The sequence below is a fragment of the Marinobacterium sp. BA1 genome (assembly GCF_041155135.1).
Lineage (GTDB): Bacteria > Pseudomonadota > Gammaproteobacteria > Pseudomonadales > Balneatricaceae > Marinobacterium > Marinobacterium iners.
In genome coordinates this window covers 861,908-887,798 of the sequence record NZ_BAAFHC010000001.1, presented here as the reverse complement: position 1 = coordinate 887,798, position 25,891 = coordinate 861,908, and the positions used below count along the sequence as shown (strand labels likewise).

Sequence of the window (25,891 nt, the reverse complement as noted above, 5' to 3'; positions counted from 1 at the left end):
ATCATTGTGTTCCCACTCAAGATGTCAATCGTGTAGCCATATCGGCAATCACCCCGTGCTGGATCTGCCGCAGCAAACGCAATTCGCCTTCCTGGCTCACGCTTGTAGGATACGGTGTTGCTTGGATTTCATCATAGATCGCGGGGAACTGCTGCTCAATTGCCTTGACCATGCGACTGACAGTTTGCGTCTGTAAACGCGGCGGGACCTTGAGGATACGGCCCAGCTCTGCCAGGTAGGCAGGACTCACCTCGCCTAGTGTCTTCACCAAGCCAATCTTCCACTCCAGTCTCGCCTTCAACCAACCATTGTCAGGTTCATAGACCGCCGTACTGAGCAAATCATAATGCGGGGTGATGACCACCCCTTCCGGTGACATATAGAACGACAGGTTCTTGAGGTGGTTATCCGTATTACCAATCAACAGGCAGAACACAAACCAATCGAACAACACTTTTCGCGTCGCCGCCTTGGCTCGGCACTGATCAACGATGGCCGTCAACGTATCCGGCAGGCATTGGGTGTACTTGAATGCTCTGTCCAAGGACAACAACTGGCAGGCATCGATGACATGCTGCCGCCGGGTTACGTTGTTTTCCAATGCACGGTCGAAACGCTCTACCAGGTAAGCCGGCTCCGGTACGTGGATCAGGTACACGTCTGGTACAGCCAGCCCAACGGCCCGTGCCAGTTTCATCATCACAAACTCATTAATGGCGCTGTGGGGGTACTGATCGGGCTTGCTGTGGTCGGGTTTCAGAATATGGGTAGACGGTTCCGCGGCATCGGGCTCAAACAGCTCTCCGTTGTCAAAAATAACAGGCAGCTTGTGCTGAGCACCGGCCAGTGACATTCGCTTGCTGCCGCCCTGAGACAGCGGCACATCCGGAAGGGCTTTAATGCGAGCCGAGAGCTCTAAAAATGACAACGGGTGCCGTCCTCCCGGGCCCGGGGTCTCAGCAGGGCCCAACAGGGTCAGTGCACCTGCTGACTCTGCACCGAAATGAGCAAGAAGCCCAAATGCATCGGCTTCATCAATATCGGCATCAGCCGCCAGGAGTGTCCGTGCTCCTTCTTCAGGAAGCAGGTTATCGAAGAACCACTGGGTGGGTCGCTTACTCGATCCATCCTCGATCCTGCCCACCGCGCGCGGCAACGTCGGAGACAAATCGAACATCGCCCACGCTGGATCGTATTCAAAGACCCACAGGTTGTTATGTTCCTGCAGGGTGCCGACTTTGCTGTGGTTCGACCACACCACTAACGTTCGATCTGAGACAGCCATTTTTCGCGCCTGTGATTGGGAATGGCAGTATCTTGAGACAACAGCTTCTGCTTAAGTACGTCGACAGCATCTCCGGGTAAATCAACGGTCACTTCAATCCCAAGCTCCTCCAGCAGTGCCAGCAGCAGCCCGGTCTGGATCGTCGGTTTGCCCTTTTCGACATCCACCACATATTTGTGACTGCAGCCTGCCATGGCACCCAGGTCGTCCTGACGGAGCCCTTGGGCTTTTCGTGTGAGTCGAACAAGCGTCCCGATGTCTTCTACGCTCTCGATGCGAAGCTTCATATAGCCACCCCAATAACCGTTCAGTTAGAGAATATCGAAAACCCGGACATTTTCAACCAAGTATAACCGAACGGTTAAATACGAGCATTGTGAGCGTTAATAGCGACGATTAATAACCGTTCGGTTGTTTTAATAACCAACTGAAGGGCAAATAAGCACTTCTCCACAGCACTGCAACACAAAAAAGCCGCCCAACTCACGAAGGGCGGCAAAACAAGCACACAGCATGAACAAAACAGAAATCAGCGATACAGAATGACCAGATCGTTGATGACCGAGGGTCGGTCATTACCCACAACGTGGATATTGACCTCGAGCGTCAGCGCAGTGCCCTTGCGGGACTGCTGCACCGACTTCACCCGCGCCCGGGCATGGATCTCGGAACCAGCCGGAACGGGCGACGGGAAACGCAGACGGTCAGAGCCGTAATTGACCATGGTCTGGAATCCCGTAATTTCAAACGGCAACGCAAAGTTCAGGCGCGACTGCAGCACCTGCACCAGCGAGCCATGGGCGATGGTGGTGCCGAACGGGCTGTCCTTGGCGGCACGCTCCGGATCGGTGTGGATCCAGTAGTTGTCGCCGGACAGTTCGGCGAAGGTGTTGATCAGCGCCTGATCCACCAGCAGTGTGTTGCTCCAGTCGGTGTACTCATCGCTGACCAGTGCCTGCAGGGCCACCGGGTTATCCACCGCCACCTGTACCTGCCCCTTGTCGTTGCGCGGCAGGCTGTCCAGCGGGTTCACATACGGCAGGCTGTCCAATGCCTTGTCGGCAGCGGTGAAGCGCAGCAGGGTGTTGCCCTTGGCATCGACCTGATCCAGCACCGGCTTCAGCGCCATGCCGACCTTGATCTCGTCTTCGGCCAGTCCCACCAGGGTGGCGTTGACGCGCACGCCCTGCTCCAGCTCGACCACCGCCAGCGCCTGCGGCATCTCGTCGGCAAACTCCGGCAGCGTCGGGATGCGGGTCAGGGTATAGGTATACAGCGTGCCCTTGCCGGACACCGACTTCCACTCAAGATCATGGGCCAGGCAGTGGGTGCAGTGACGGCGCGGGTAGAACACCCAGCCGTTACAGGCGTTACATTGCTGAATACGGATCTCGCCTTCGTTCAGGCCCTGCCAGAAGGGCTTGGAGATCTCGGTCATCTCTGGCATCGGTTTCAGACTCATGACTTAGCCCCCCTGCAGAATCAATGCACCCTGTTCACTCATCACGCCGCCGGTTCCGGAGACGAACACCTGATCGCAACGCGTGAGCTGACGTGCATCGGCACGCCCGGCGATCTGGGTGTAGGCTTCGATCACCTGCGAGAAGCCGCCGGCACTGCCGGCCTGACCGAAGCTGAGCTGACCGCCGTGGGTGTTCAGCGGGAAGTTACCCTTGAAGGTCAGGTCGTTCTCCTTGATGAAGCGCATCCCCTCCCCTTTGGGACAGAAGCCGGCATCCTCCAGCGACAGCAGCACGGTGATGGTGTAACAGTCGTAGATCTGGGCCGCGTCCATATCCTGCGGCTTGACGCCCGCCATTTCGAAGGCGCGCTTGGCCGCAGCCGCCACCGGGGTCACAGTCATATCGTTAGCATAAGACGGCGACTTGAACGACAGGCGCTCGCCAAAGCCCTTCACGAAGGCCGGACGGTGTTTGGTCTTGGCCGCCAGCTCTTTGGAGGTGACGATCACGGCGGCACCACCGGCCACCGGCATCACGATCTCCAGTACGTGCAGCGGGTCGGCCACCATTTTGCTGCCCAGCACATCCTCGACCGTCAGTGGCTTGCCGAAGAACATGGCATCCGGGTTGGACAGTGCATTGGTGCGCTGATCGACGCAGATCTTGGCCATGGCCGCCTGGTCGTAGCCGTACTGCGCCGCGTAGCGCTGGGCGATCATGGCATAGCCGGTGTTCTGGCCCATGTGACCGTAAGGCAGGTCGAATTCCGCCTCCGGGGCACCATAGGCGGTGCTGTGTCCGCCAAAGCGCATGGCGCGCGCCATCCAGGCCGGATCTTCGCTTGGGCCGAACGGTGCCAGGCGCATCGGAATGACGCAGAGCACCGCTTCACACAGGCCCATCTCGATGGCTGCGGCGGCACGCCATACCATGCCCACGGGGGTACAGCCGCCCAGATCGACCACTTCGGCAAAGTTCAGCTCAATGCCGAGGTACTCAGCGGCCATGGCCGGTACGAAAACGGACGCCTCGTGAAACTGGGGCCCGTTGATCACCAAGCCATCCAGATCGCTGGCCTTGAGACCGGCATCTTCCAGTGCCTGGGCCGCCAGATCGGCCACCTGCTCCAGGTGAAACATCTGCGGCGCCGTGGCATATTTTTCAGGCTTGTACTGCGCCGCGCCCACTATCGCGGCATCTCCTCTCAATCCCATTGTCATCTCCCGACGCCTTATTGATATTCAAATGGTGGCAACCCGACTTCGGCCAGTACATCGGTCGAATAGGGTCTGTAGGTCCCGGCCCGGTCATCACGCACATACAGCGGATCGGCACAGTGCTCGGGCGCATAGCCCTGACGCTGCAGGTCCACCTTGCGCAGCTTGAAGGTGGTGGTCATGTCGGCCGCGGCACTGACGCGCACGAACAGCGGTGCCGCGTAGTTCGGCACCCGCTCAACGGTCAGATCGTAGAACGCCTGCGGATCAAACGACTCGCCTTCCTGCATGACAATCGCCGCCATACCGGCACGGCCCTCATGCTGCGGCACCTGTACACCGTAGATGTTGATCAACTCGGCGCCCTTGAAGTCGCCCAGCGCACTGGCCACTTCCTGAGTGGAGACGTTCTCGCTCTTCCAGCGGAAGGTATCACCGACACGGTCAACAAAGTAGAAATAGCCATCTTCATCAAACCGCAGCAGGTCGCCGGAACGCCACCAGCTGTCCCCCTCGCTGAACACGCCGCGCAGGATCTTCTGCTCGGTGGCATCCCTTGAGGTATAGCCCTCAAAACGCCCGCCACCGATCTCCGGGTGATTGATGATCATCCCGACGCCCTCGCCAACTTCGTTGGGCTCGCAGAGGATACAGAAGCCGTTTTCGTCACGCAGGTGAACATCGTTTTCCAGATCGTAGCGGATCAGGCGGAAATTGGTCTTGTTCCAGTCCGGTACACGGCCACAGGAGCCGATATGGTTATCCACATTGATCAGGTTGGTGTTGGCTTCGGTGGAGCCCCAGCCTTCATAGATATCCATTTCGCCAAACCGGTCAACCCAGCGCTGCCAGGTCTCGGCCGTCAGGCCTGCACCCATCATGCAGCGCAGCTTGTGACTGCCTGCCGGGGCATCCTGATTGAGCAGATAGCGGCAGATTTCGCCGATGTACTGGCATACGGTAACATCGTTGTCACTCACATCCTGCCAGAAGCGGCTGACGCTGAACTTGCGCCGCACCACAATGCTGGAGCCCGCCTTCAGTGCGGTTGAGGTCACCGAGGTGGCCGCCGCGCCGTGATACAGCGGCAGGCAGCAGTAGAAAACGTCGTCCGGCGTGGCGTCGATGGTCACTTCCATCACATCACCCGAACAGAGCCAGCGCATATGGCTGTAGATGGCGGCCTTGGGCAGTCCGGTGGTACCGGAAGTGAAGATCAGCAGGGTCGGTGTCTCGGCGGTGATCCCTTCGCGGTAGCGACGGTCGACTCGCTCAGATGACGCCTGTTCCAGTGCCGTAACGAACTCACTGCCAATCCCCTGCAGGTCGGCTGCCGTTGCAGGCTTTTCTGCATCAGGAAGCAGCCACAGCGGCGTATTGATCTCGGGGGTTTGGGCGAAATTGTGCGCGCACTCTTCACCCACGATTGCCGCCCTGGCCTGAGTGGATTCCAGTGCATGCTGCAGTGGTCGGCCATTGATCTGGTTGTTGATAAAGGCCACCACCACACCGATTTTGGTCAAACCAAACCAGGTGGTAAAAAATTCCGGGCGGTTTTCCATTGCCATCGCACAGACATCACCGGGCTTGAGGCCACAGGCCAGCGCCGCATGTGCGACCTGGTTGGCGCGGGCATCCAGCTCGGCATAGCTCAGACGGGTTTCACCGTAAATGATGAACGGGTGGTCTCCCAGTGCATCGGCCTGTTCTTCAATACGGTCGGCAAGGGTGTAATGATCCAGGGGCTTGATCAGCGCAGCCGCCTGGGAACGGCGATCCAGCTTGTGCTGGGTTTCCTCGCGCGGGACCGCGGCTGTTGACGGCGCAGATTGGTTGGCTCTCATGCGCATCTTCCTTTTTTGTTATGTTGCGGGCCGCTGCTTCAGCGTACCCGGATTTTCGGCGCGGGTGTATCGCCGCGCATGGTCTGCAGGAACTGGTCTACAGGTGCCGGAACTGCCACTTCGGGCAGCACATCCTCGGCCGGTCGCCGGCTCCAGAACTGCTGCCAGGACGGGAACAGACCATGAAAGGTGCCCTCGTAGGGTTCACGACCCGGCCAGCGCATTTTCATGTCGCCAATGGGCGGCTTGTTCAGATCGGTTGCATACCAGTAGCACGGCAGGCGACGACGGAAATACCACTGGCCATCAATGCGTTCGTAGTCATCCCAGTAGAGCATCTGCATGATCACCCACTCGGGACCGGCCTCGTGCTCGTTCTTCGAATACACCACGCCGATGGCGTGATCGGCATCGACGAACTCGATGATGTGCTGTCCCAGGTGATGCGAGGTGCCGGTGAACTGATCGCGCAGGGTGGAGTCCACCCAGGCCTTGAGGTGTTGACGCCCCACCTTCTCGCGTCCGACGCGGATATCCGGTGCAAACAGGTTCACGTGCGCATCCAGATCCCGCATATCCAGCGACAGTGAATAGCGCCCTGCCAGCTGCCGAATGGCTTCGGTGGACTCCAGACGATCGATTCGCTGTTCCAGTGTCATCTCAGCCATAACCACCTCAGATGAAGACCATGCCGCCATTGACGGCGATGTTCTGTCCGGTGATGAAGCCGGCATCGTCACTGGCCAGGAAGGACGCCACCTTGGCCACATCATCCGGCTCGGCCATACGGCCCAGCGGGATGGCACTGATCATCTGCTGCATCCACTCTTCGGGGATGCCCTGCATCATCGGGGTATTGGTCGCACCGGGGACCAGAGTGTTAACGCGGATACCGTTCGGCGCCAGCTCACGCGCAATGCTGCGCGTCAGACCCATGACACCGGCCTTCGATGCCACGTAATGACTGGGGCCCTCACCGGAAACGGCCGCCGAGCTGGAGACATTGATGATCGCGCCGCCACCGTTTTCGAGCATCAGGCGTGCGCCTTCGCGACAGCACAGGAAGGTGCCTTTCAGGTTGACGCCGATGACGCGATCCCAGTTTTCATCCGGCGTATCGAGAAAGGCATCAACCGAGCCGGTACCGGCGTTGTTGATGACCACATCCAGACGGCCAAAGACGTCCTTGACCTGCTGCATCACGCCCTTGACGGACTCACTGTTGGCGATATCACAGGCGATGGCGATCACTTCACCTTCACAGGAAGCAGCGGTATCGGCAGCCGCGTCCTTGTTGATATCGATCGCGGCCACTTTGGCACCTTCGGCAGCGAAGCGTTGTACGATCGCCCGTCCCATGCCCTGACCCGCGCCGGTTACGAATACCACCTTGTCTTGATGTTTCATCACACGTCCTCCCGTGCGCCCTTGGGCACATCGCTTTCAGGTTCTTGTTGTGTGATGCATCTTTGACCAGCGGCGCAAGCTGAACATCGTCCATCAAGACTAAGTGGCACCCGCGCCGGCGCTGGTCTGAACGGACGATGCAGACAGGGGAGGTCAGTTGGAGGATAAGCGAGACCCGATCTGTCCGCGGCACTGTTACAGTGCCGCCCATAATAAGGAGAACACAATGGATCATCAGGACCTGCCATTGCCCGTTGGCCAGTATGCCCAACTCGAAAACGGTTTGACGCTGCACTATCTGGACGTGGGCGAAGGCCCGGTCGTGCTCTGGCTGCACGGCAGTGGCCCCGGCGCCAGCGGCTACAGCAACTTCAAGACCAACTACCCCGTATTCGCCAAGGCCGGCTATCGCAATATCGTGCTGGATCTGCCGGGCTTTGGCCGCTCCAGCAAGCCGGAAGATGCTCACTACAATCTGGATTTCTTTGTCGAGTGCCTGAGCCAGTTCCTGCATGCAACCGGCATCGAGCGTTGCACTCTGCTGGGCAATTCTCTCGGCGGTGCCATTGCCCTTGGGCAGGCACTGGCGCATCCTGCTTCGGTTGAGCGTCTAGTCCTGATGGCACCGGGCGGTGTGGAAGAGCGCGAAACCTACTTCCAGATGGAAGGCATCGTGCGCATGGTCGAAGTCTTTGGCCAGGGCCCCATGGGCGTGGAAGAGATGCGTCAGGTGATGCAGCTGCAGCTGTTCGATGCCTCCCAGCTGGATGAAGAACTGCTGAAAGAACGCGCCGCCGTTGCCGTCACTCAGCCGGCCAACCTGTTCTCAACCATGATGGTCCCCAACATGACCGAGCGTCTGGGTGAGCTGACCTGCCCGATTCTGGGGTTCTGGGGCAGCAATGATCGTTTCAACCCGGTCGAGGGCGTGTTCAAGTTCCTCGACAAGGCACCCGAGGCACGCTTTTTGATGCTGAACCGCTGTGGTCACTGGGTTCAGGTGGAACACACCGACCTGTTCAACCGCACCTGTATCGATTTCCTGCAGCAGGGTTGATGCCATGTCAGCTGCGACTTCATACTCTGAGCAGACGCGAGGGTGATACCTATGGCCGCTTATCAACATCTTTTCCAACCGGGCAAGATCGGTTCACTTGAGCTGAAAAACCGGATTCTCATGGCCCCGATGGGGTCCAACTTCGCCGAGTCCGATGGACGCTGTGGCGAGCGCATTCAGGCGTTTTACGAAGCCCGCGCCAAGGGCGGTGCCGGTCTGCTGACCATGGGGGTCGGCTCCATAGCCTATCCCGCCGGCACTGCCGAACCCTATCAGGTGGGCATCTCCTCGGATGATTTCATTCCGGGCCTGAAGCAGCTCACCGACCGGGTCCATCGACACGGCGCCAAAATCGCCATCCAGCTGCAGCATGCCGGCAAGACCTCGGTGCGCGATCTGGCCGAAGGCCGTGAGCTGTGGGTGCCTTCCATGCCGCCCGCCGCCAACACCGACATGTTCGCCGCCCTCACCCAGTCGGAACTGGGCCGTTTCATCAGTTCCTCCAAGGGGCGCGATAAAAAGGGCGTGCGTATCCGTGTGATGGACAAGGCGGACATTCAGCAGATGGTGACCTGGTTCGCCGATGCCGCCGAACGGGCACAAAAGGCCGGTTTTGATGGCGTCGAGATCCACGCCGGTCATACCTATATCATTTCCGGCTTTCTCTCGCCCTACTACAACAAACGCGATGACGAATACGGTGGCCCGCTGGAAAACCGCGCACGCCTGCTGCTTGAAGTGATCCACGCCGTGCGTGAGCGTGTCGGCCGTGATTACCCGGTCTGGATGCGGATGGATGCCATCGAGCTGGATCTGCCCGGCGGCATCAGCCTTGAAGATGCCACCCTGACTGCCCTGATGGCTCAGGACGCCGGCATCGATCTGATCAGCGTATCGGCCTATGCCAACCTGAGCACCGGCAACGCCTTCACCAAGGCACCAATTCCCCAGGAACGCGCCATGTTCCTCGACTGGGCTGCACATATTCGCAAACAGGTGGATATTCCGGTTACCGCCGCAGGTCGCCTAGACCCCGATGTGGCCGACAAGGCCGTAGCCGATGGCAAGTGCGACTTCGTCGCCATGGGACGCAAGCTGCTGGCCGATCCGGATCTGCCCATCAAGCTGCAGGAAAATCGTGCCGCCGACGTGCGGCCCTGCATTTATTGCTACGCCTGCGTGAGCCAGATTTTCGTCAATGAGCGGGTCAAGTGTGCCGTCAATCCGCAAACCGGGCATGAGTCAGAACTGCAGTTGATCGCCAGCGACAGCCCGAAAAAGGTGCTGGTGGTGGGCGGCGGTCCGGCCGGGCTTGAAGCCGCACGTGTCACCGCGCTGCGTGGTCATCAGGTCACCCTGGTCGAGCGCAGTGGCCGTCTGGGCGGCACCCTGTTCTTTGCCGCGCTGGCCTACCCGGAAAACGGCGCTCTGCTGGACTACCTGATCAAGCAGGTCCGTGATCTGCCGATCGACATCCGCCTCAATACCCATGCGGATGAAGCGTTGGTCAGTGCACTCAAGCCCGATCAGGTCATCGTTGCCGTAGGGGCACGCCGCAATGCACCGGATATCCCCGGCGCCGATCAGAAACATGTCTGGTCCGGTGACGAACTGCGCAAGCTGATGACTGGTGAAGGGGGCGATATCGCCAAGCGCAAGCTCAACGTCACCCAGCGCATGATGATGAAGTCGGGCTCGCTGGTGGGTGTGACCAACAGCACCGAAGCGATGCAGAGTCTGTCCAAACTCTGGATGCCGCTGGGCAAGAACGTCACCATCATCGGCGGTGGACTGGTCGGCCTTGAACTGGCCGAATTTCTGGTTGAGCGTGGCCGTAACGTCCATGTACTGGAACCGGGCCCGGACCTGGGTGCTGAACTGTCCATCGTCCGTCGCTGGAAGGTGCTGCACAACCTGGAAAGCCACGATGTGCGCATGGAGAAAAACACCCAGGTCCACACCATCGGCAAAAAGAGCGTCAACTACTCCGATGCCGAGGGGAACTGTCATGAACTGGCGGCAGACTCCGTGGTGCTGGCGATCGGTGCCGATACCAACAACTGCCTCAGCCGCTGCCTTGAAAAGCAGGGTATCGAGGTGGTGAACATCGGGGATGGCACGGAAGTGGCCTATATCGAAGGCGCGCTGCGCTCAGCCATGCAGACGGCAACACTCATCTAAGCCCACAGGGCAGTCTGACACGCAAGGGCGGCAATGGCCGCCCTTTTACTGATCCTGTATTAAACCCGAAACGTCATCACCAGTCGGCTCAGGCGCTGCTCCAGCTCGGCCATTCCTGCCGTCGTATCGGCCAGCGTGCCGGCATTGTGGTCTGCCTTGTCGGCCAGTCCCGCGACCGCTTTCACGCTGATTTCGATTTCGTTGGCCACGGCCGTTTGCTGCTCGGCGGCACCGGCAATCTGCGTGTTCATTTCGCTGATCGTCGCAACCGAAGCGGTGATCTGCTGCAGTGATCGTGTTGCGCCGGCTGCGCGTTCGGTAGTGGCAGCGCTCTGCTCACGGCTGTTGCCCATGACCTTGACGGCCTCACGCGAGCCGGCCTGCAGGCGTTCGATCATGCGTTGAATCTCTTCAGTACTCTGCTGGGTACGGCTGGCCAGGGTGCGAACCTCATCCGCCACCACCGAGAAGCCGCGCCCCTGATCACCGGCGCGGGCTGCTTCAATCGCCGCATTCAAAGCCAGAAGATTGGTTTGCTCCGCGATGTCGGAAATGACCGAGACCACACTGCCGATGGCATCGGCATCCTTGCCAAGGCGCATGATCACATCGGCTGAACGCTCCACGTCCTCAGACAGATGGGTTATCGAATCGATGGTCTGTGCCACGACGCGATCACCCTCCAGTGCATCAGTGTCCGCCTGACGCGCCGCATCCGCAGCCTGGGTCGCACTGGACGCCACTTCCTGTACTGCCGCCACCATTTCCTGAATGGCCGCAACCGTGCGTGCGGTATCCTCACGCTGTTGACGGCTGTCGGCCTGCGTCTGACTGACCACTTCGGTCATCGACTCGGTTGAGCGGCTCAAGGACGCTACAGCGCTTTGCACTTCACGTACCAGTTGGTGGATCTTGTCCACAAAACCGTTAAAGCCGCGCGCCACGTCGCCAACTTCATCGCGACTTTGTACATCCAGCCGGCGCGTCAGGTCGCCCTCCCCTTCGGCAATATCCAGCAACGCCTGAGCGGTCTGCTGCAGGGGGGCCAGCATGCGCCGCGACAACAGCAGATTGACCGCACTGACCAACAGTGCCAGCGCAAGGCCCGCACCCATAATCCATATCATGGTCTGGGTAATGGTATGCGCGATACTGGCTTCACGTCGGGCCACCTCGGTATCAATGTCATCAATGAAAAACCCGGTGGCAATGACCCAGCCCCAGACTTCGATTTCACGGGCATAGGTCAGGCGTGGCGAGGGCTCGGCGCCGGCCTCTCGGGGCCAGCGAAACTGCACAAAACCGCCCCCGTCCATCGCCGTGTCGATGATCTCACGGACAAATGGCTTGCCATCGGAATCGGTGAGATCCAGTACCGACTTGCCGATCATGTCGGTGTTGCCGGAATGAAAGACAATGTTGCCATCCAGGTCATAGCCATAGATGAAACCGCTGTCGCCAAAGGTCATCCCGTTCAGCACTTCCTTGGCCTGAGCGATTTTCTCCTCATAGCGCATGTCCAGGCGGTGCTGCAGCGGACGAATGGCCCCCATCGCCATGTCGATGTAATTCTGCAGTTCCTGCTGTCGCGCCGTGAGCATTTCGGAACGGATAGTGGAAACCTCCGCCTGCTCCAGACGCTTCAGCTGCCACTGCACAACCAGCATCACGGCCAGCACCACAATGATCATGGGCACGATGGAGATGGAGAGAAATTTTGTTCTTATTTTCATGGGGTCCCTCAAAAACAATATCTGAGGCCTACACACTTTATGGCGATGATCGTGTGGGCGCGTTGTCTTCAGGTGTAAAGGAAAGGTGGTTGGTTCAGTCCCATATCGGTGACTGAAAGGCAGGGAGCAGACGCTCCCTGCCGACAGAGTCAGGCCACCTCAAGCAGAGGAGCGGCCCGATTGAGGTGATAGTCGGCATCACCCAGCAGCGCCTGCAGCACGCGAATGCGCTTGAAGTAGAGACCCACGTCCAGCTCATCGGTGACACCGATGCCTCCGTGCATTTGCACCGCTTCACCGCTGACCTTGTCCGCCATCTGGCCGACCTTCCACTTGGCCAGACTGACCAGTTGACTGGCCTGAGCATCGCCGGTATCGAGAGCCTCCAGAGCCGCCATCAGACTGGAGCGAGCCAACTCAATATCCACATGCATCCAGGCGGCGCGGTGCTGCAGCGCCTGGAAGGAACCGATCGGCACGTCGAACTGCACACGGGTACGCAGATATTCTAGTGTGGTCTGGAACAGACTTTCACAGGCACCCTGCAGCTCGGCGGCGATACAGACACGGCCACGGTCCAGTGCGCGATTCAGCACCACAGAACCCTGATCCAGCTCACCGATCAGGGCATCGGGAGCGAGCTGTACCTTATCCAGCACCAGACGCGCCGTGTTACGCGAGTCGACCAGGTTCTGGCGCGTGACCGTTACGCCCTTGGCATCGGCGGGCACGATAAACAGGCTGATGGCATTGGAGCCAGCGCCGGTACGAGCAGCGACAATCCAGCCATCGGCTCCCAAACCGTCGACGACCAGCACCTTTTGGCCGTTCAGCTCGAAGCCGTTGTCATTACAGTTGGCAGACAGTACGATCTGTTCCGGGTTGTGACGCGCACCCTCGTCCACCGCCAATGCAAGACGCTTGCTGCCGGCAATCAGTTCACCCAGCCAGCTCTCCTGCTGGGCTTCACTGCCACCCAATTCCAGCACCGAACCACAGAGCACGATGGAGGACAGCAGCGGAGAGGCGCTCAGATGGCGGCCGGCAGACTCAAATACAGTGCCCATGCCGGTGTATCCGAACTCCAGGCCACCCAGGCTTTCCGGGAAGGGAATAGCGGTCCAGCCCAGCTCGGTCATCTCCTGCCAAAGCGCCGGTTCAAAGCCCAGCTCGTCACCGCGATCACGCAGCGCACGCAGGGCCGAAACCGGACTGCGCTCGGCAAAGAATTCCTGCGCCGTATCCAGCAGCATGCGCTGCTCTTCGTTATAAATCAGGCTCATTTGGCGCCTCCTTTGGGAGCATCGGGCAGATCCAGTACGCGCTTGGCGATCACGTTCAGCTGCACTTCGGATGAACCACCGGCAATGGTCTGGGTATAGCTGAGCAGCCATGCCTTGCTGATCGCCAGCTCCTGCTCACTGAACTCGTCACCGTCCCAGCCCAGCGCGCGATACCCCATAGCATCGACCAGCAGCTCGAACTTCTGCTTTTCCTGTTCGCTGTGGACCAGTTTCATGATCGCGGCGATGCCGCTCACGTCCTGACCGGCACGGGCCTGCTGGCCCATACGCTGCACGGTCAGGTTGTAGGCGTGTTCGTCCAGGGCCGCAGCACGCGCCCGGGCACGCAGCGCAATATCAGATGGGCTGGCGCTTTCAGAGCCGGGCAGGTAATTCCCCAGAATGCTCATCAGATCAAAGTGGGTCGGCAAACTGAATTCGCCGAACTTGGACATGGCACTGCGCTCATGCTGCAGCAGACGCTTGGCCAGGGTCCAGCCGCCGTTCAGCGGGCCAATCAGGTTTTCTTTCGGTACCTTCACGTTGTCGAAGAAGACTTCACAGAAGGTGGACTTGCCGCTGATCAGATCGATCGGGCGCGCATCGATGCCCTCGGCGTGCATGTCCAACACTACCAGGCTGATCCCTTCCTGTTTCTTGGCGCTGCTGTTGTCGGTGCGCACCAGACAGTACATCCAGTCGGACTTGTCGCCGTAGGAGGTCCAGATCTTGCTGCCGTTGACGACATAGTGATCACCGGCATCCACCGCCGAGGTACGAATATTGGCCAGATCGGAGCCGGCGTTGGGTTCACTGAAACCCTGACACCAGCGCACTTCGCCACGGGTCATCGGGGTCAGCAGGCGCTTTTTCTGTTCTTCGGTGCCAAATTCCAGCAGTACAGGGCCCAGCATCCAGATGCCCAGGTTGATCTGCGGCGGGCGGCATTTGAGACGCTTCAGCTCCTGCTGCAGCACGGCGTCCTGCTCCGGTGTCAGGCCACCACCGCCATAGGCTTCGGGCCAGTCGGGGCAGAACCAGTTTTTGTCGCGCATGCGTTCAAACCAGAGACGCTGGTCTTCACTGCCGAACTCCACCTGGGAGCCGCCCCAGACCAGATCACCACTGGCCGCTGCACCGCGCAGCGACTCGGGGCAGTTGGCCTCAAGCCAGGCGCGGGTTTCTGCACGAAAAGTATCAATTGCACTCATTATTGTTCTCTCCTCGTGCCGGCTTAGCGGCCACGCTGCATGCCGAGACCAAACTGGGCAATCAGCTCGCGCTGGATCTCATTGGTGCCGCCACCAAATGTCAGGGTGACAGACGCACGCACTTCATACTCCAGTTCACCCATCAGCAGTGACGCCGCAGAACCTTCCCGGATCATACCGTTGGCACCCACGATGTCGACCAGTCGGCGCAGAATTTCAACCGCAGACTCAGAGCCATACACCTTGGTGGTAGAGGCCAGTGCCACATCCATCTGACCGGCTTCAAGGTCAGCCGCGATACGGAAGTTGATCAGGCGCATCGCTTCCAGACGCGAGTAGCATTCGGCCAGTGCCGAACGTACCCAGGCCTGATCCATGGCACAGCGACCATTTTCATCCCGGGTCTTGGCCCAAAGATAAACGCGGCGGAACAGCCCAACCACTTTATCGGACCAGGACCCCAGCCCCAGACGCTCATGGTTCAACTGAGAGGTGATCAGCTTCCAGCCGCCATTCAGTTCGCCCACCAGCATCTCTTTGGGCACTTTGACGTTATCGTAGTAGGTCGCCGCCGTCGGGTTGGAACAGGTCGGGATCACCGTGTGCGAGAAGCCCTCGGTGGTGGTGTCCACGATCATGATGGAGATGCCCTTGTGACGGGGCAGATCCGGATCGGTACGGGCCGCCAGCCAGACGAAGTCGGCAGACTCGGCACCCGAGGTCCACAGCTTGTTGCCGTTGACGACAAAATGATCATCCTCAAGACGGGCGCTGGTTTTCAGTACCGCCAGATCGGAGCCGGCATCCGGTTCGGAATAACCGATGGAAAAATTGATTTCGCCTTGCGCGATCCCAGGCAGAAATTTTTCCTTCTGCAGCTCGGTACCGAACTCCATCAGCGCAGGACCAACCGTGCTGATGGTCACGAACGGCAGCGGCGCACCGGCAATGTTGGCCTCTTCAAAAAAGATCAGCTGCTCGGTGGCCGCGTAACCCTGACCGCCGTGCTCTTTCGGCCAGCCTACGGCCAGCCAGCCATCCTTCCCCATCTGGCGGATGGTGTCGCGGAACTCGTCGCCACCTTCCTTGCCACGCAGGGAAGCACGCAGCTCCGGCGTCATCAGGCTGGTAAAGTAATCTCGAATCTTCAATCGCAGCGCATGCTGCTCGGGTGTCAGATCGACAAACATGTTGACCTCCTTAGCTTGCGCTCAGAATCAGACCGCTGGTGGGCACGCCGGTACCGGCGGTGACCAGCACGTTTTCCACATCACTCACCTGGTTGACCGAACTGCCACGTACCTGACGCACGCCCTCGGCCACACCGTTCATGCCATGGATGTAAGCCTCGCCCAGCTGGCCGCCGTGGGTGTTGATCGGTAGACGACCACCACGCGCATGCTCACCGGCACGGATAAAGTCCTTGGCCTCGCCGCGCTTGGCAAAACCGAACTCTTCCAGCTGCGGCAATACGAACGGCGTAAAGTGGTCGTAGATCACCGCGGTCTGGATATCATCCGGGGTCAGGCCGGACTGACGGTACAGCTCACGCGCCACCACACCCATCTCCGGCAGACCAGTGATGTCTTCACGGTAGTAGGAGGTCATGATCTGCTGACCATCGGCGATACCCTGAGAACCGGCCTTGATCATCACCGGCTTCTGCTTCAGATCCTTGGCGCGATCGGCGCTGGTGATCACCATCGCCACGGCACCGTCGGATTCCTGACAGCAGTCCAGCAGGTGCAGCGGCTCACAGATCCAGCGCGAATTCTGGTGGTCTTCCAGGGTAATCGGCTTCTCGTAGAAGAAGGCATTCGGGTTGGTCGCCGCGAAATCGCGCACCGCCACCGCTACACGACCGAAGTCTTCAGAGGTCGCCCCGTAGGTGTGCATGTAGCGCTGGGCAAACATGCCGACCCAGGCCGCCGGGGTATGGAAACCGTGCGGCATGTACCAGCCGTAGTTGACGTTCTCGAAGATCGGGGTATCGGCAAAGCCGTAGCTGCCGGTGCCGAAGCGGTACCAGGAGCGCTCGTTCATGGCACGATAGACCACCACGGTCTTGGCCACGCCCGTGGCAACAGCCATGGCCGCATGCATGATCGGCGCACAGGCGGCGCCGCCACCGTGCGGAATCTGGGAGAAGAACTTCACGTCCTTGCAGCCCAGCAGGCGGGCGATTTCGTACTCCGGCACCTTGTCCACGGAGTAGCTGCTGAAACCGTCCACTTCAGACGGATCGATGCCGGCATCTTCCAGTGACGCCAGCGTGGCTTCCATCGCCAGACGCAGTTCGGTACGGCCGGAGTTCTTGGAAAACTCGGTGGCGCCAAGGCCAACGATTGCGGCCTTGTTGCTGATGTTATCGTTCATTCTTGTCTCCTCCGGCTCAGGGCAGCGTGACCGCTACCGTGCCTGTGACGTGGTTGCCCATGGAGTTCTTGCCCTTGAGCGTCACTTCCACACTGCGGCTGTCGGTATCCACAGCGGTGATTTCGCCCTGAAACTTCATGCTGTCGCCGGGATAGTTCGGCGCACCCAGACGGATTTTCAGATCCTGGAAGCGGGCTTCAGGACCACACCACTGCTCGACAAAGCGTTGCACCAGACCACTTGTAGTCAGGATGTTCATGAATACATGCGGCGAGCCCAGCCCCTGAGCCGCATCCTTGTCGTGATGACCCGGAAAGTAGTCCCGGGTCGCGATGGCACCACCGGTGATCAGCGCCACGGTGATGGGAACGTCCAGCGGCGGCAACTGATCACCGAGGCTGACATCTTCAAATCGCATTGTTTTCTTCGAGGTCATATTTCCATCCCAAGGTATCGTGAGTTGCCAACCAGTCGCCAAGGCGTTCCAGAGTAGCCCGACTGCCGCCCAGGCCCAGACTCAGAGCGCGGCTCCAGTAGAGAAAACGGTGAATCGGATAGGTCAGATCGACACCGATGCCGCCATGCACGTGCTGTGCGGTGTGGCCGATCTTGTGTCCGGCCTCACAGGCCAGCCAGGCCGTTGCCAGCGCTTCGGACGGAGCGGGCAGACCGGCATCGATGCGATAGCACAGCTGCCACAGGGAGGAGCGCAGGGCTTCCAGCGCCACCTTGCAGTCCGCCATGCTCATCTGAACCGCCTGGAACTGGCCAATGGTGCGACCGAACTGAACACGCTCATTGACGTACTCCACGGTGCGGCGGATCTGCTCGTCGCTCACGCCCAGCTGCAGTGCTGCCTGAGCAGCGATGGCACGGGTTTCCAGCCAATCCGTTGCTGCAGTGGGCAGCACCGCGGCCGTGCTCAGCTTGACGTTATCGCACGCAATATCCGCCACGCTTTCGCCTTGGGTCAGCACGCCCGCCACCCGATTGACTCCTGCTGCATCAAACTCGACACAGGCCACGCGAGCACCTTCAGCCGTTTCAACCAGCACCAGCGCAGCGGCAGCTTCACCGGCACCCGAGACAGCATGAGCAGTACCGTTCAGTACCCAGCCGCCATCGACCTGCTCTGCTTTCAGCGCCAAACCGGTCGCACGGCTGCGATCACCGGCACTCAGCGTCAGTACCTTCTCGGCACCGGCTGCGGCTTCCAGCAGACTCGCGAACTCATCGGCGGCAAACTGTGCCAAAGTGGCAGCCGCAACCTGATGACGCCAGAGCGGCACCAGCCCCAGACCGCGCCCCTGAGCTTCCAGCACCAACATCAGCTCGGTCATGCCCAAACCGCTGCCACCCACTGCTTCCGGGATGTACAGCGAGTGCAGGCCGGTTTCGATGCAGGTCTGCCACAGGTCCTGCATGAGGGTGGCACCGCTTTCATCGAAGTCACGCATGCGCTCGTCGGTGCAAAAGTCGGTGAACAGCCCGCCCGCCATTTCGGCGATGGCACGCTGGTCTTCAGTGAGATTAAAATCCATACATCCTCCTCAGGCCGTTACCGGCCGGAACAGCGGCAGCGTGAGTTCATCGTCAAAGGTCTGGAACTCGACCTCCACGCGCTGGCCGATCTCCAGATCTACCGGGTTAACGCCGACCAGACCGGCCGGAATGCGAACGCCTTCATCCAGCTGAATCAGGCCGATCGGGTTGGGATAATCAAAAGGCGGCACTTCCGGGTAGTGCATCACAACGAACGAGTACAGTTCGCCCTTGCCGGTGCTAATCTGGTAGTCCAGCTCAAAGCTCTGGCAGTGGCTGCACACGGGTGCCGGCGGATGCTGCAGCTTGTTGCAGCTCTTGCAGTGCTGAATGCGCAGCTCACCCGCTTCGCAGCCTTCCCAGAAGAAACGGGTGTCATCACTGATGCCCGGCTTGGGACGCTTGATCTTGGGAACAGCGGATTCGCTCTTTTCAACCGGTTTTGGCTGCTGAGCCGGCTTGAACTTGATCACGCGGAACAGCAACTCGCCGACCTTTTCGTCGCCTTCCGGCTTTTCGGAGAAGAAGGACATCACCTGAGTGACGAAGAAACCGGTGCCCAGGGCGGTGGTTTTCTCTTCGCTCACTTCCTTGATCAGGGTGGTGTAGTACAGCTTTTCACCCATGCGCACGTAGCGGTCAAAGGTCAGCTCCGAGTTCACCGCCACCACTGCCGGGTAGCCCTGGGCTTCGATCAGGCCCAGTACTTCATAGGGATTTTCGTCGGTCGAGCCCGGTGGGTAATTGTTCATGTGCAGCCCTTCCAGACACCAGGCCTGCAGCATGGCGGGAGGGGCAACAATTTCGCCAAACTCGGTGGTCGCGGCATAGTCAGGGTCGGTATAGAGCGGGTTATCCACCCCCATCACCTCGCACCATTGCCGAACCATCGCCGGGTTCACTTCGTCCCATGCATAGATGCGGCCATATTCCCGCCCCACCATGGAACGTACTTCCGATAACCATTCGTAATCAGCCAAGATACGTCTCCTTTACGATATGGGGCCACCCGGTCACGGGCGGCGCCGGGTTGTTTCAGTTGTTGGCCTTACCGGCCTGAAGAAATGCAGGCTTCTCGCCACCGCCGTTGAGCAGCAGATTGCTGCCACTGGCATAGGACGCGAGCGGTGAAGCCATATAAAGACAGGCGTTGCCGATATCGTCCGGCGTCGCAAGACGACCGGCCGGAATCGTTGCAGCCACCGCCGCGATGCCGGCTTCGTCACCGTAGTGCAGGTGAGACTGCTCGGTTTGCACCAGCCCCGGGCTGACCGCCGACACACGCACTTTGGGTGCCCACTCCACCGCCAGCGAGGACGCCAACGAGAGAATGCCAGCTTTGGCAGCACCATAGGCCGCAGTCCCGGGGGAGGCACGCAGGGCGCTGATGCTGCCGATAAAGATGATGTTGCCGCCCTGCTCCTGCTGCTGCATCTGACGATTGGCGAGCTGTGCCAGGTTCAGCGGGGCAATCAGGTTGAGGCGCAGAATGCCTTCATGGAATCGGGGTGACACATCCGCTGCCAGCGCATGGGGAGCACCACCGGCGTTGTTGATCAGCACGTCCAGATGGCCATATTCGTTGGCGATCGCCTGCACCAGTGCCTCGGACGCCTCGTAATCGCGCACATCCAGCGGCATGAACACGGCCTCACGACCGCTCTCGGTCGGCAATTGCTCGGGGGCGTTGCGACCACATACAATGACCGTGGCGCCCGCAGCCAAAAACGAACGGGCAATACCGGCACCAATCCCCTTGGTTCCGCCGGTCACCAGAACCACCTGGCCGCTGTAATCAAAGTGTGCTGACTGCGTCATAAACGCCTCCTTATTCTTCTTGATGCTTGCAGTCTAATAAGGGGCCCGAACTTCACTCTTCGTCTGAACGGACGATGTTTATCTGGCGCCAGCTGACAGAATCGCCGTCAATATCCAATCTCAGTGAGGCGATGGCTGTGACTGATCAACAATCTCCCGAAGACACACTGCTGCTGGAGCACCCGGAAACGGGTATTGCGGTGCTGCGACTGAACCGTCCGCACGCTACCAATGCGCTTAGTCTGGAATTGCAGCAGCAGCTTAATCGCCGTTTTACCGAGCTGGCTGCGGATGACAGCGTGCGCTGCATCGTGCTGACCGGGGGTGACAAGGTATTTGCCGCCGGTGGCGACATTACCGGCCTGATCGACGCCGATCCCATCGAGATCTATAAGCGTCACACCGAACGGGTGTGGGGCCCCATTCAGCACTGCCCCAAACCAATTGTGGCGGCCATCTGCGGCTACGCCTTCGGTGGTGGCTGCGAACTGGCCATGCATGCCGACATCCTGATCGCCGGTGAAGGCGCCAGCTTCTGCCAGCCGGAAATCCGTATCGGCATCATGCCGGGGATCGGTGGCACCCAGCGTCTGGTGCGCGCCGTAGGCAAAACCAAGGCGATGAGCATGGCACTGACCGGCCGTCCGATCAGTGCGCATGAGGCCTGGGTCAGCGGCTTGGTGAGCGAGGTATGCCCGGATGATCAGGTGATGGACACCGCGCTCAAAACTGCCCGTACCATCGCCCGCATGCCGCCGCTGGCAGTTGAGCAGATCAAGGAATGCATCCTGCACGGCATGGATGCATCGCTGGAAAGCGCCCTGTCACTGGAGCGCAAGGCCAACGCCATGTTGTTCGCCTCACGGGATCAGCAGGAAGGGATGCAGGCGTTTCTGGAGAAACGGCACCCGAACTTTACCGGTGAATAAACCCGCCAGGCTGACAGTTTCAGTAACACTGCATGCGTTACCACCAATAAGATCAATAAGGAGACGTGATAAATGGAACCGCTGTTTTCTCTCAAGGGCAAAAATGCACTGGTTACCGGTGCCGGTCGTGGCATGGGGTTGGGCGTTGCCCGCGCGTTGGCACGCCAGGGTGCCCGCGTGGCGATCAATGATTTCTACCAGGATCGTGCCGATGCCGCCGCCGAGCAGCTGCGCAGCGAAGGCTTCGATGTGATCGGTGTCGCCGCTGACATTACCGATCCGGCCCAGCTGAAACAGATGGTTACCGCCGTCAACGAAGCCTTTGGCAGCCTGGACATTTTTGTTGCCAACGCCGGTGTTCCCACCGATGGCATGGGCTATGGCAAATTTCTGGAGTCCGACCCGGCTCAGTGGCAGCAGTTTCTGGACCTGAACCTGAATGCCCTGATGCATGCCGCTCAGGCCGTGCTGCCCGGCATGCTGGAACACGGCTGGGGACGTTTCATCTGCATCACATCTGAATCCTGGCGCGCTGGAGTGCCCATGGGCATCGCCGCCTATGCCGCGTCGAAAGCCGGTGCCGTTGGCTTTATCCGCCAGCTGGCCGCCGAAACCGGTCGCCAGGGCGTCACGGTTAATGCCCTATCCCTTGGCACCATGAACAACTGGGAAGGCTCGGAAAAGATTGCCGCCAAAAGCTGCATGGTGCCCCGCGCCGGATCACCTGAAGACGTAGGTGCCGGAGTTGCCTACCTGGCATCGACCGAAGCCAGCTGGGTGACCGGTCAGATCTATCCTCTGAATGGCGGCAGCCTTACCGCCTGATTGTTATTCCTGTCGAGCACTCTCACCATCTCGCATGGTCTTGGCTCCCGGTGGTCGCACAACCCCGGGGGTCTTTTTTATGTCAGCTCTGCACTGGCAATTTGTTGATTCAGCGCAACATCATTGGCCGGGTTTTCAATGCAGCGGGTACCACCCGGATGGTAGATGTAGGGCACACAGCCGTTGCAGTGGGTGCAGCCGCTCTTATTGACGATGCCCTGCTGGAACTTGCGCACCAGCTCCGGGTCGTGCAGCAGTGGACGTGCCATCACCACGGATTCAAACCCTTCTCGCATCGCCTGCTCCACGTCATCCATGGATGAAACCCCACCCAGATAACCCAAGGGTATATCCAGCGCCGCGCGGATCTTGCGGGAATAGTCGAGGAAATACATGGGGCGAAACTTCACCTGAGGCACGCCCTTCTGTGACAGCTTGATCATGGTGAGCGTGAGTTTCTGGTCGGCCAATACCTTGCTCATTTCATCCAGATTCATGTTGCTGCCGAACATGAACCAGCCGGATTCAATATTGCGCCCGCCGGATAGTACCAACATATCGGCACCCGCCTGCTGCAGGATACGTCCGGTAACGATGGCATCCTCAACGCTGGCACCTCGACGCACACCATCCGCCACGTTGATCTTGGCGAGAATGGCCAGATCCTGTCCAACTGCGTCTTTTACCGCCTTGAGTACACGGGCGGGAAAACGCACCCGATTCTCGGCACTGCCGCCATATTCATCCTTGCGCGTGTTGGACAGGGGCGAGATGAACTGGTTGAGCAGGTAGCCGTGGCCCATGTGCAGCTCTACCGCATCAAAACCGGCGTCACGACAGATTCGGGCAGCGGCGGCAAACTCGTCGACCACCTGGGCCATATCGCGCTCGTTCATCGCCCGCTGCAGAAAATTGCCACACAACAGCCCCGCCTTGTTAATCCCGGACGAAGCACTGATGGTACGCCCCTTGACCTTGATGGAGGTGACAAAAGAACCGCCATGGGTCAGCTGCATGGAGATTTTGCCGCCTTCGGCATGCACCGCATCGGTCAGCACCCTCAGATCGGGAATGATCTCCTCGCGCAGCCAGATCTGATTCGGCAGCGTTCGCCCACGCTCGGACACGGCGCCGTAGGCGACTGTCGTCAACGCAACCCCGCCCCGTGCCATGTCGCGGTGATGCTTGACCATGGCCCGGGTCGGCGTGCCGTTCAGGCTCATTGCTTCATTGGCACCGGCGCGGACAAACCGGTTGCGCAGAGTAATCGGCCCCAGCTGAAACGGGGTGAACGCCTGCTGTTGATGATTGGACATGAACGTCTCCTGCTTAACGCCACTTGGGCTCGCGCGGCATTTCCAGCCCGCGCTCGGCGATGATATTGCGCTGAATCTGGTTGCTGCCGCCGTAGATCGTATCCGAGCGTACAAACAGGAACAGCGACTGCAGTCGGGTCAATTCGTAGGGCGCCGCTTCGAGCAGCTGCCCCAGCTGACCGCACACGTCGATCGCCAGCTCACCCAAACTTCGGTGCCAGGTGGACCAGAACAGTTTGTAGATCAAACCTTCCCGCTGCAGGCTGCCGTCGCTGCCGCTCTGACCGGACAGCATCCTCAGACTGTTGTAACGCATGATCTTGAGTTCGGCATGGGCCTTGGCAATACGCTGCCGAATGACCGGATCGCGATCCTTGCCGTTCTCTTTGGCCACACGGATCACTTCGTCCAGCTCATTCTGAAACTGCATCTGCTGGCCTAGGGTGGAAACACCACGCTCGAAGCCCAGCAGCCCCATGGCCACTTTCCAGCCATCACCCGGCTCTCCGACAATATCACCGGCATCACAGACCGCATCGTCGAAGAACACTTCGTTGAACTCGGAGGTGCCGGTAATCTGCTCGATGGGGCGTACTTCAACACCCGGCTGATCCATCTTCACCAGGAAGAAGCCCAACCCCTTGTGCGCCACCGAGTCGGGATCGGTGCGGGCGATCACGAAACAGTAGTCGGACTCATGCGCCAGCGAGGTCCAGACCTTCTGGCCGTTGATCACCCACTGGTTGCGCTCGGTATCGAAGCGGGCCTTGGTCTTCACATTGGCCAGGTCGGAACCGGCACCCGGCTCGGAATAGCCCTGACACCAGAGCTCGGTCCCGCTCAGAATTCCGGGAAGGTATTTGGCCTGCTGCTCGGGGGTGCCAAAGGCGATGATCGTCGGACCGGCCAGCCCCTCGCCAATATGCCCCACTCGCCCCGGTGCACCGGCGCGGGCATATTCTTCAAAGAAGATCACCTGCTGCTCAATGCTGCAGCCTCGGCCGCCGTGTTGCTGTGGCCACCCAACGCAGGTCCAGCCCCCCTCGGCCAGTTTCTGCTCCCAGCGCTTGCGCTCTTCAGGGAAACTGTGTTCGTCACCGGGGCCACCACGGAATTTCAGTTTGGCGAACTCGCCGGTCAGATTGGCGGCCAGCCAATCGGCCACTTCGGTACGGAAGCGTTCGTCTTCGGCGCTGAAGCTGAGTTTCATGCGGCAGCTCCTTTTGTTTGGGTGGAATGGGCGTACTGATCGTTATCCAGCAACAGCACGGCGAGGGATTCGAGGTGGTCGCTGGCAGCACCCAGCATCAACTCGCTGGCCTTGGCGCGCTTGAAATAAAGGTGCACGTCATACTCCCAGGTAAAACCGACCCCGCCATGCATCTGCAGCGCTTCACCGGCGTTACGGAAAAAGGCATCCGAGCAGTAGGACTTGGCAATCGCCGCCGCCTCCGGCAACTCGGCGGCAAGCTCGCCCCCCTGCCAGGCTTCGTCAGCAATACAGGCGGCGTAATAACAGGCGGAACGGGCTACTTCGGTGCGCAGCATCATATCGGCGGCCTTGTGCTTGATCGCCTGAAAGCCGGCGATGGGACGACCGAACTGCTCACGCTCCTTGGTGTACTGCACGGTAAGATCCTGTACCTGCTGCGCCGCACCCACCTGCTCGGCAGCCAGAGCAACCGTTGCCAGTTGCAGCACCTGCTCCAGCACGGCACCGGCCTGTCCCGCCTCGCCCAGACAGGCATCGGCCGGCAGCTCAAGTTGATTCAGCTGAATGCGTCCGAGGTGGCGCGTCTGGTCCAGCGTGGGAGTCCAGTAACGCTTGATGCCATCGGCTGCAGCATCTACAACAAACAGACTGATGCCTTCTCGTCCGATCGAGCCAGGCGTGCGCGCAGCCAGAACCAGAATCTCGGCGCTGTGACCATCGACCACCAGCTGATAATCACCTGATAAACGGTAACCCTGCGCGGTCTTCTGAAAGGTTGCGGTAACGGCATCGCAGCCGGGAGCTTCCTGTCCGATCCAGCCCAGTGTTGCGGTCGCGCTACCGAGAATACGTTCCAGCCAGGGACTGGCCTGCTCCCCGGCCGCCGCCAGCTGCAGGGCCGGAACGGCCTGACACACGGTGGAGAAATAGGGTGCGCACACCAGATGACGTCCCATCTGCTCCATGACCGCGATCAGTTCCACATAGCCCAGCCCCATGCCGCCAAGGGATTCCGGAAGGGTGATCGCGTGCAGGTAAAGGTCTTCGCAGATCTGTCGCCAGAGCGACAGGTCATAACCACGCTCGGTGGCCATCGCCTCTCGCACGGCTGCGGAGGTAGAGCAGTCGGCGAAAAAGCCGGCGGCGGTTTCGCGGATCATCTGCTGTTCTTCAGTAAAGCGGAACTCCATG

At 59.8% G+C, this 25,891-nt stretch carries 23 protein-coding genes; 4 read left to right on the top strand and 19 right to left on the bottom strand.

All coding sequences use genetic code 11. The annotated features are described in order from the left end of the window. Positions 1-16 precede the first annotated feature (16 nt). The 7 genes from ACAM29_RS04290 to ACAM29_RS04260 all read right to left on the bottom strand — a co-directional run bounded on the left by ACAM29_RS04290 (position 17) and on the right by ACAM29_RS04260 (position 7,216). Positions 17-1,285 (bottom strand): HipA domain-containing protein, encoded by a 1,269-nt coding sequence (locus tag ACAM29_RS04290; RefSeq protein WP_369623316.1) that lies wholly within the window; start codon positions 1,283-1,285, stop codon positions 17-19. Then, the gene (locus ACAM29_RS04285) at positions 1,261-1,572 is read right to left on the bottom strand and encodes a helix-turn-helix domain-containing protein (protein ID WP_369623315.1); all 312 of its coding nucleotides are present in this window, start codon (positions 1,570-1,572) and stop codon (positions 1,261-1,263) included. The genes ACAM29_RS04290 and ACAM29_RS04285 overlap by 25 nt, the downstream gene beginning before the upstream one ends. 242 nt (positions 1,573-1,814) lie before the next feature. After that, positions 1,815-2,747 (bottom strand): MaoC/PaaZ C-terminal domain-containing protein, encoded by a 933-nt coding sequence (locus ACAM29_RS04280; protein ID WP_369623314.1) that lies wholly within the window; start codon positions 2,745-2,747, stop codon positions 1,815-1,817. Between the two features lie 3 nt (positions 2,748-2,750). Continuing rightward, positions 2,751-3,962: a thiolase family protein gene (locus ACAM29_RS04275; protein WP_369623313.1), complete on the bottom strand. Its 1,212-nt coding sequence runs from the start codon at positions 3,960-3,962 to the stop codon at positions 2,751-2,753. Positions 3,963-3,979: 17 nt separating this feature from the next. Further along, entirely contained in the window at positions 3,980-5,809 is a 1,830-nt protein-coding gene (locus ACAM29_RS04270) for a long-chain-acyl-CoA synthetase (protein WP_369623312.1), read from the bottom strand. A gap of 38 nt (positions 5,810-5,847) precedes the next feature. After that, the gene (locus ACAM29_RS04265) at positions 5,848-6,477 is read right to left on the bottom strand and encodes a nuclear transport factor 2 family protein (protein WP_369623311.1); all 630 of its coding nucleotides are present in this window, start codon (positions 6,475-6,477) and stop codon (positions 5,848-5,850) included. A 7-nt stretch (positions 6,478-6,484) separates the two neighbouring features. Then, positions 6,485-7,216 (bottom strand): SDR family NAD(P)-dependent oxidoreductase, encoded by a 732-nt coding sequence (locus ACAM29_RS04260; protein ID WP_369625116.1) that lies wholly within the window; start codon positions 7,214-7,216, stop codon positions 6,485-6,487. 226 nt (positions 7,217-7,442) lie between these two features. Between ACAM29_RS04260 and ACAM29_RS04255 the strand changes: the two genes are divergently transcribed. Together ACAM29_RS04255 and ACAM29_RS04250 are read left to right on the top strand one after the other, a co-directional pair. Next, complete coding sequence (locus ACAM29_RS04255; protein ID WP_369623310.1) at positions 7,443-8,273, top strand: alpha/beta fold hydrolase; 831 nt, start codon at positions 7,443-7,445, stop codon at positions 8,271-8,273. A 51-nt stretch (positions 8,274-8,324) separates the two neighbouring features. Next, entirely contained in the window at positions 8,325-10,454 is a 2,130-nt protein-coding gene (locus ACAM29_RS04250; protein WP_369623309.1) for an FAD-dependent oxidoreductase, read from the top strand. 59 nt (positions 10,455-10,513) lie between these two features. Here the strand turns inward: ACAM29_RS04250 and ACAM29_RS04245 are convergent, their stop codons facing one another. The 9 genes from ACAM29_RS04245 to ACAM29_RS04205 all read right to left on the bottom strand — a co-directional run bounded on the left by ACAM29_RS04245 (position 10,514) and on the right by ACAM29_RS04205 (position 20,417). Next, positions 10,514-12,187: a methyl-accepting chemotaxis protein gene (locus ACAM29_RS04245; RefSeq protein WP_369623308.1), complete on the bottom strand. Its 1,674-nt coding sequence runs from the start codon at positions 12,185-12,187 to the stop codon at positions 10,514-10,516. 149 nt (positions 12,188-12,336) lie between these two features. Further along, on the bottom strand, positions 12,337-13,470 hold the full coding sequence (locus ACAM29_RS04240) for an acyl-CoA dehydrogenase family protein (protein WP_369623307.1): 1,134 nt from the start codon (positions 13,468-13,470) through the stop codon (positions 12,337-12,339). After that, complete coding sequence (locus ACAM29_RS04235) at positions 13,467-14,681, bottom strand: acyl-CoA dehydrogenase family protein (RefSeq protein WP_369623306.1); 1,215 nt, start codon at positions 14,679-14,681, stop codon at positions 13,467-13,469. Before ACAM29_RS04235 ends, ACAM29_RS04240 begins: the two co-directional genes overlap by 4 nt. Positions 14,682-14,704: 23 nt before the next feature. Further along, a complete protein-coding gene (locus tag ACAM29_RS04230; protein ID WP_369623305.1) occupies positions 14,705-15,871 on the bottom strand; it encodes an acyl-CoA dehydrogenase family protein in 1,167 nt (388 codons plus the stop codon). A 10-nt stretch (positions 15,872-15,881) separates the two neighbouring features. Next, positions 15,882-17,057, bottom strand: a complete 1,176-nt coding sequence (locus ACAM29_RS04225; RefSeq protein WP_369623304.1) for a lipid-transfer protein — start codon at positions 17,055-17,057, stop codon at positions 15,882-15,884. A 16-nt stretch (positions 17,058-17,073) separates the two neighbouring features. Beyond that, positions 17,074-17,493, bottom strand: coding sequence for a MaoC family dehydratase (locus tag ACAM29_RS04220; protein WP_369623303.1), 420 nt, complete (start codon positions 17,491-17,493; stop codon positions 17,074-17,076). Next, entirely contained in the window at positions 17,465-18,598 is a 1,134-nt protein-coding gene (locus ACAM29_RS04215) for an acyl-CoA dehydrogenase family protein (protein ID WP_369623302.1), read from the bottom strand. Before ACAM29_RS04215 ends, ACAM29_RS04220 begins: the two co-directional genes overlap by 29 nt. 9 nt (positions 18,599-18,607) lie before the next feature. Then, a complete protein-coding gene (locus ACAM29_RS04210; protein ID WP_369623301.1) occupies positions 18,608-19,579 on the bottom strand; it encodes an OB-fold domain-containing protein in 972 nt (323 codons plus the stop codon). 55 nt (positions 19,580-19,634) lie between these two features. Beyond that, entirely contained in the window at positions 19,635-20,417 is a 783-nt protein-coding gene (locus tag ACAM29_RS04205; RefSeq protein WP_369623300.1) for an SDR family oxidoreductase, read from the bottom strand. A gap of 137 nt (positions 20,418-20,554) precedes the next feature. Here ACAM29_RS04205 and ACAM29_RS04200 point away from each other — a divergent pair, with 137 nt between their 5' ends. Both ACAM29_RS04200 and ACAM29_RS04195 read left to right on the top strand, forming a co-directional pair. Further along, the gene (locus ACAM29_RS04200; protein WP_369623299.1) at positions 20,555-21,346 is read left to right on the top strand and encodes an enoyl-CoA hydratase; all 792 of its coding nucleotides are present in this window, start codon (positions 20,555-20,557) and stop codon (positions 21,344-21,346) included. A gap of 72 nt (positions 21,347-21,418) precedes the next feature. After that, on the top strand, positions 21,419-22,171 hold the full coding sequence (locus ACAM29_RS04195) for an SDR family NAD(P)-dependent oxidoreductase (protein ID WP_369623298.1): 753 nt from the start codon (positions 21,419-21,421) through the stop codon (positions 22,169-22,171). A 77-nt stretch (positions 22,172-22,248) separates the two neighbouring features. Here the strand turns inward: ACAM29_RS04195 and ACAM29_RS04190 are convergent, their stop codons facing one another. The 3 genes from ACAM29_RS04190 to ACAM29_RS04180 are packed head-to-tail and all read right to left on the bottom strand — an operon-like array spanning position 22,249 to position 25,890. Then, a complete protein-coding gene (locus tag ACAM29_RS04190) occupies positions 22,249-23,487 on the bottom strand; it encodes an NADH:flavin oxidoreductase (protein ID WP_369623297.1) in 1,239 nt (412 codons plus the stop codon). 13 nt (positions 23,488-23,500) lie between these two features. After that, positions 23,501-24,697, bottom strand: coding sequence for an acyl-CoA dehydrogenase family protein (locus ACAM29_RS04185; RefSeq protein ID WP_369623296.1), 1,197 nt, complete (start codon positions 24,695-24,697; stop codon positions 23,501-23,503). Further along, positions 24,694-25,890, bottom strand: a complete 1,197-nt coding sequence (locus ACAM29_RS04180) for an acyl-CoA dehydrogenase family protein (RefSeq protein WP_369623295.1) — start codon at positions 25,888-25,890, stop codon at positions 24,694-24,696. The genes ACAM29_RS04185 and ACAM29_RS04180 overlap by 4 nt, the downstream gene beginning before the upstream one ends. Position 25,891: the final 1 nt, after the last annotated feature.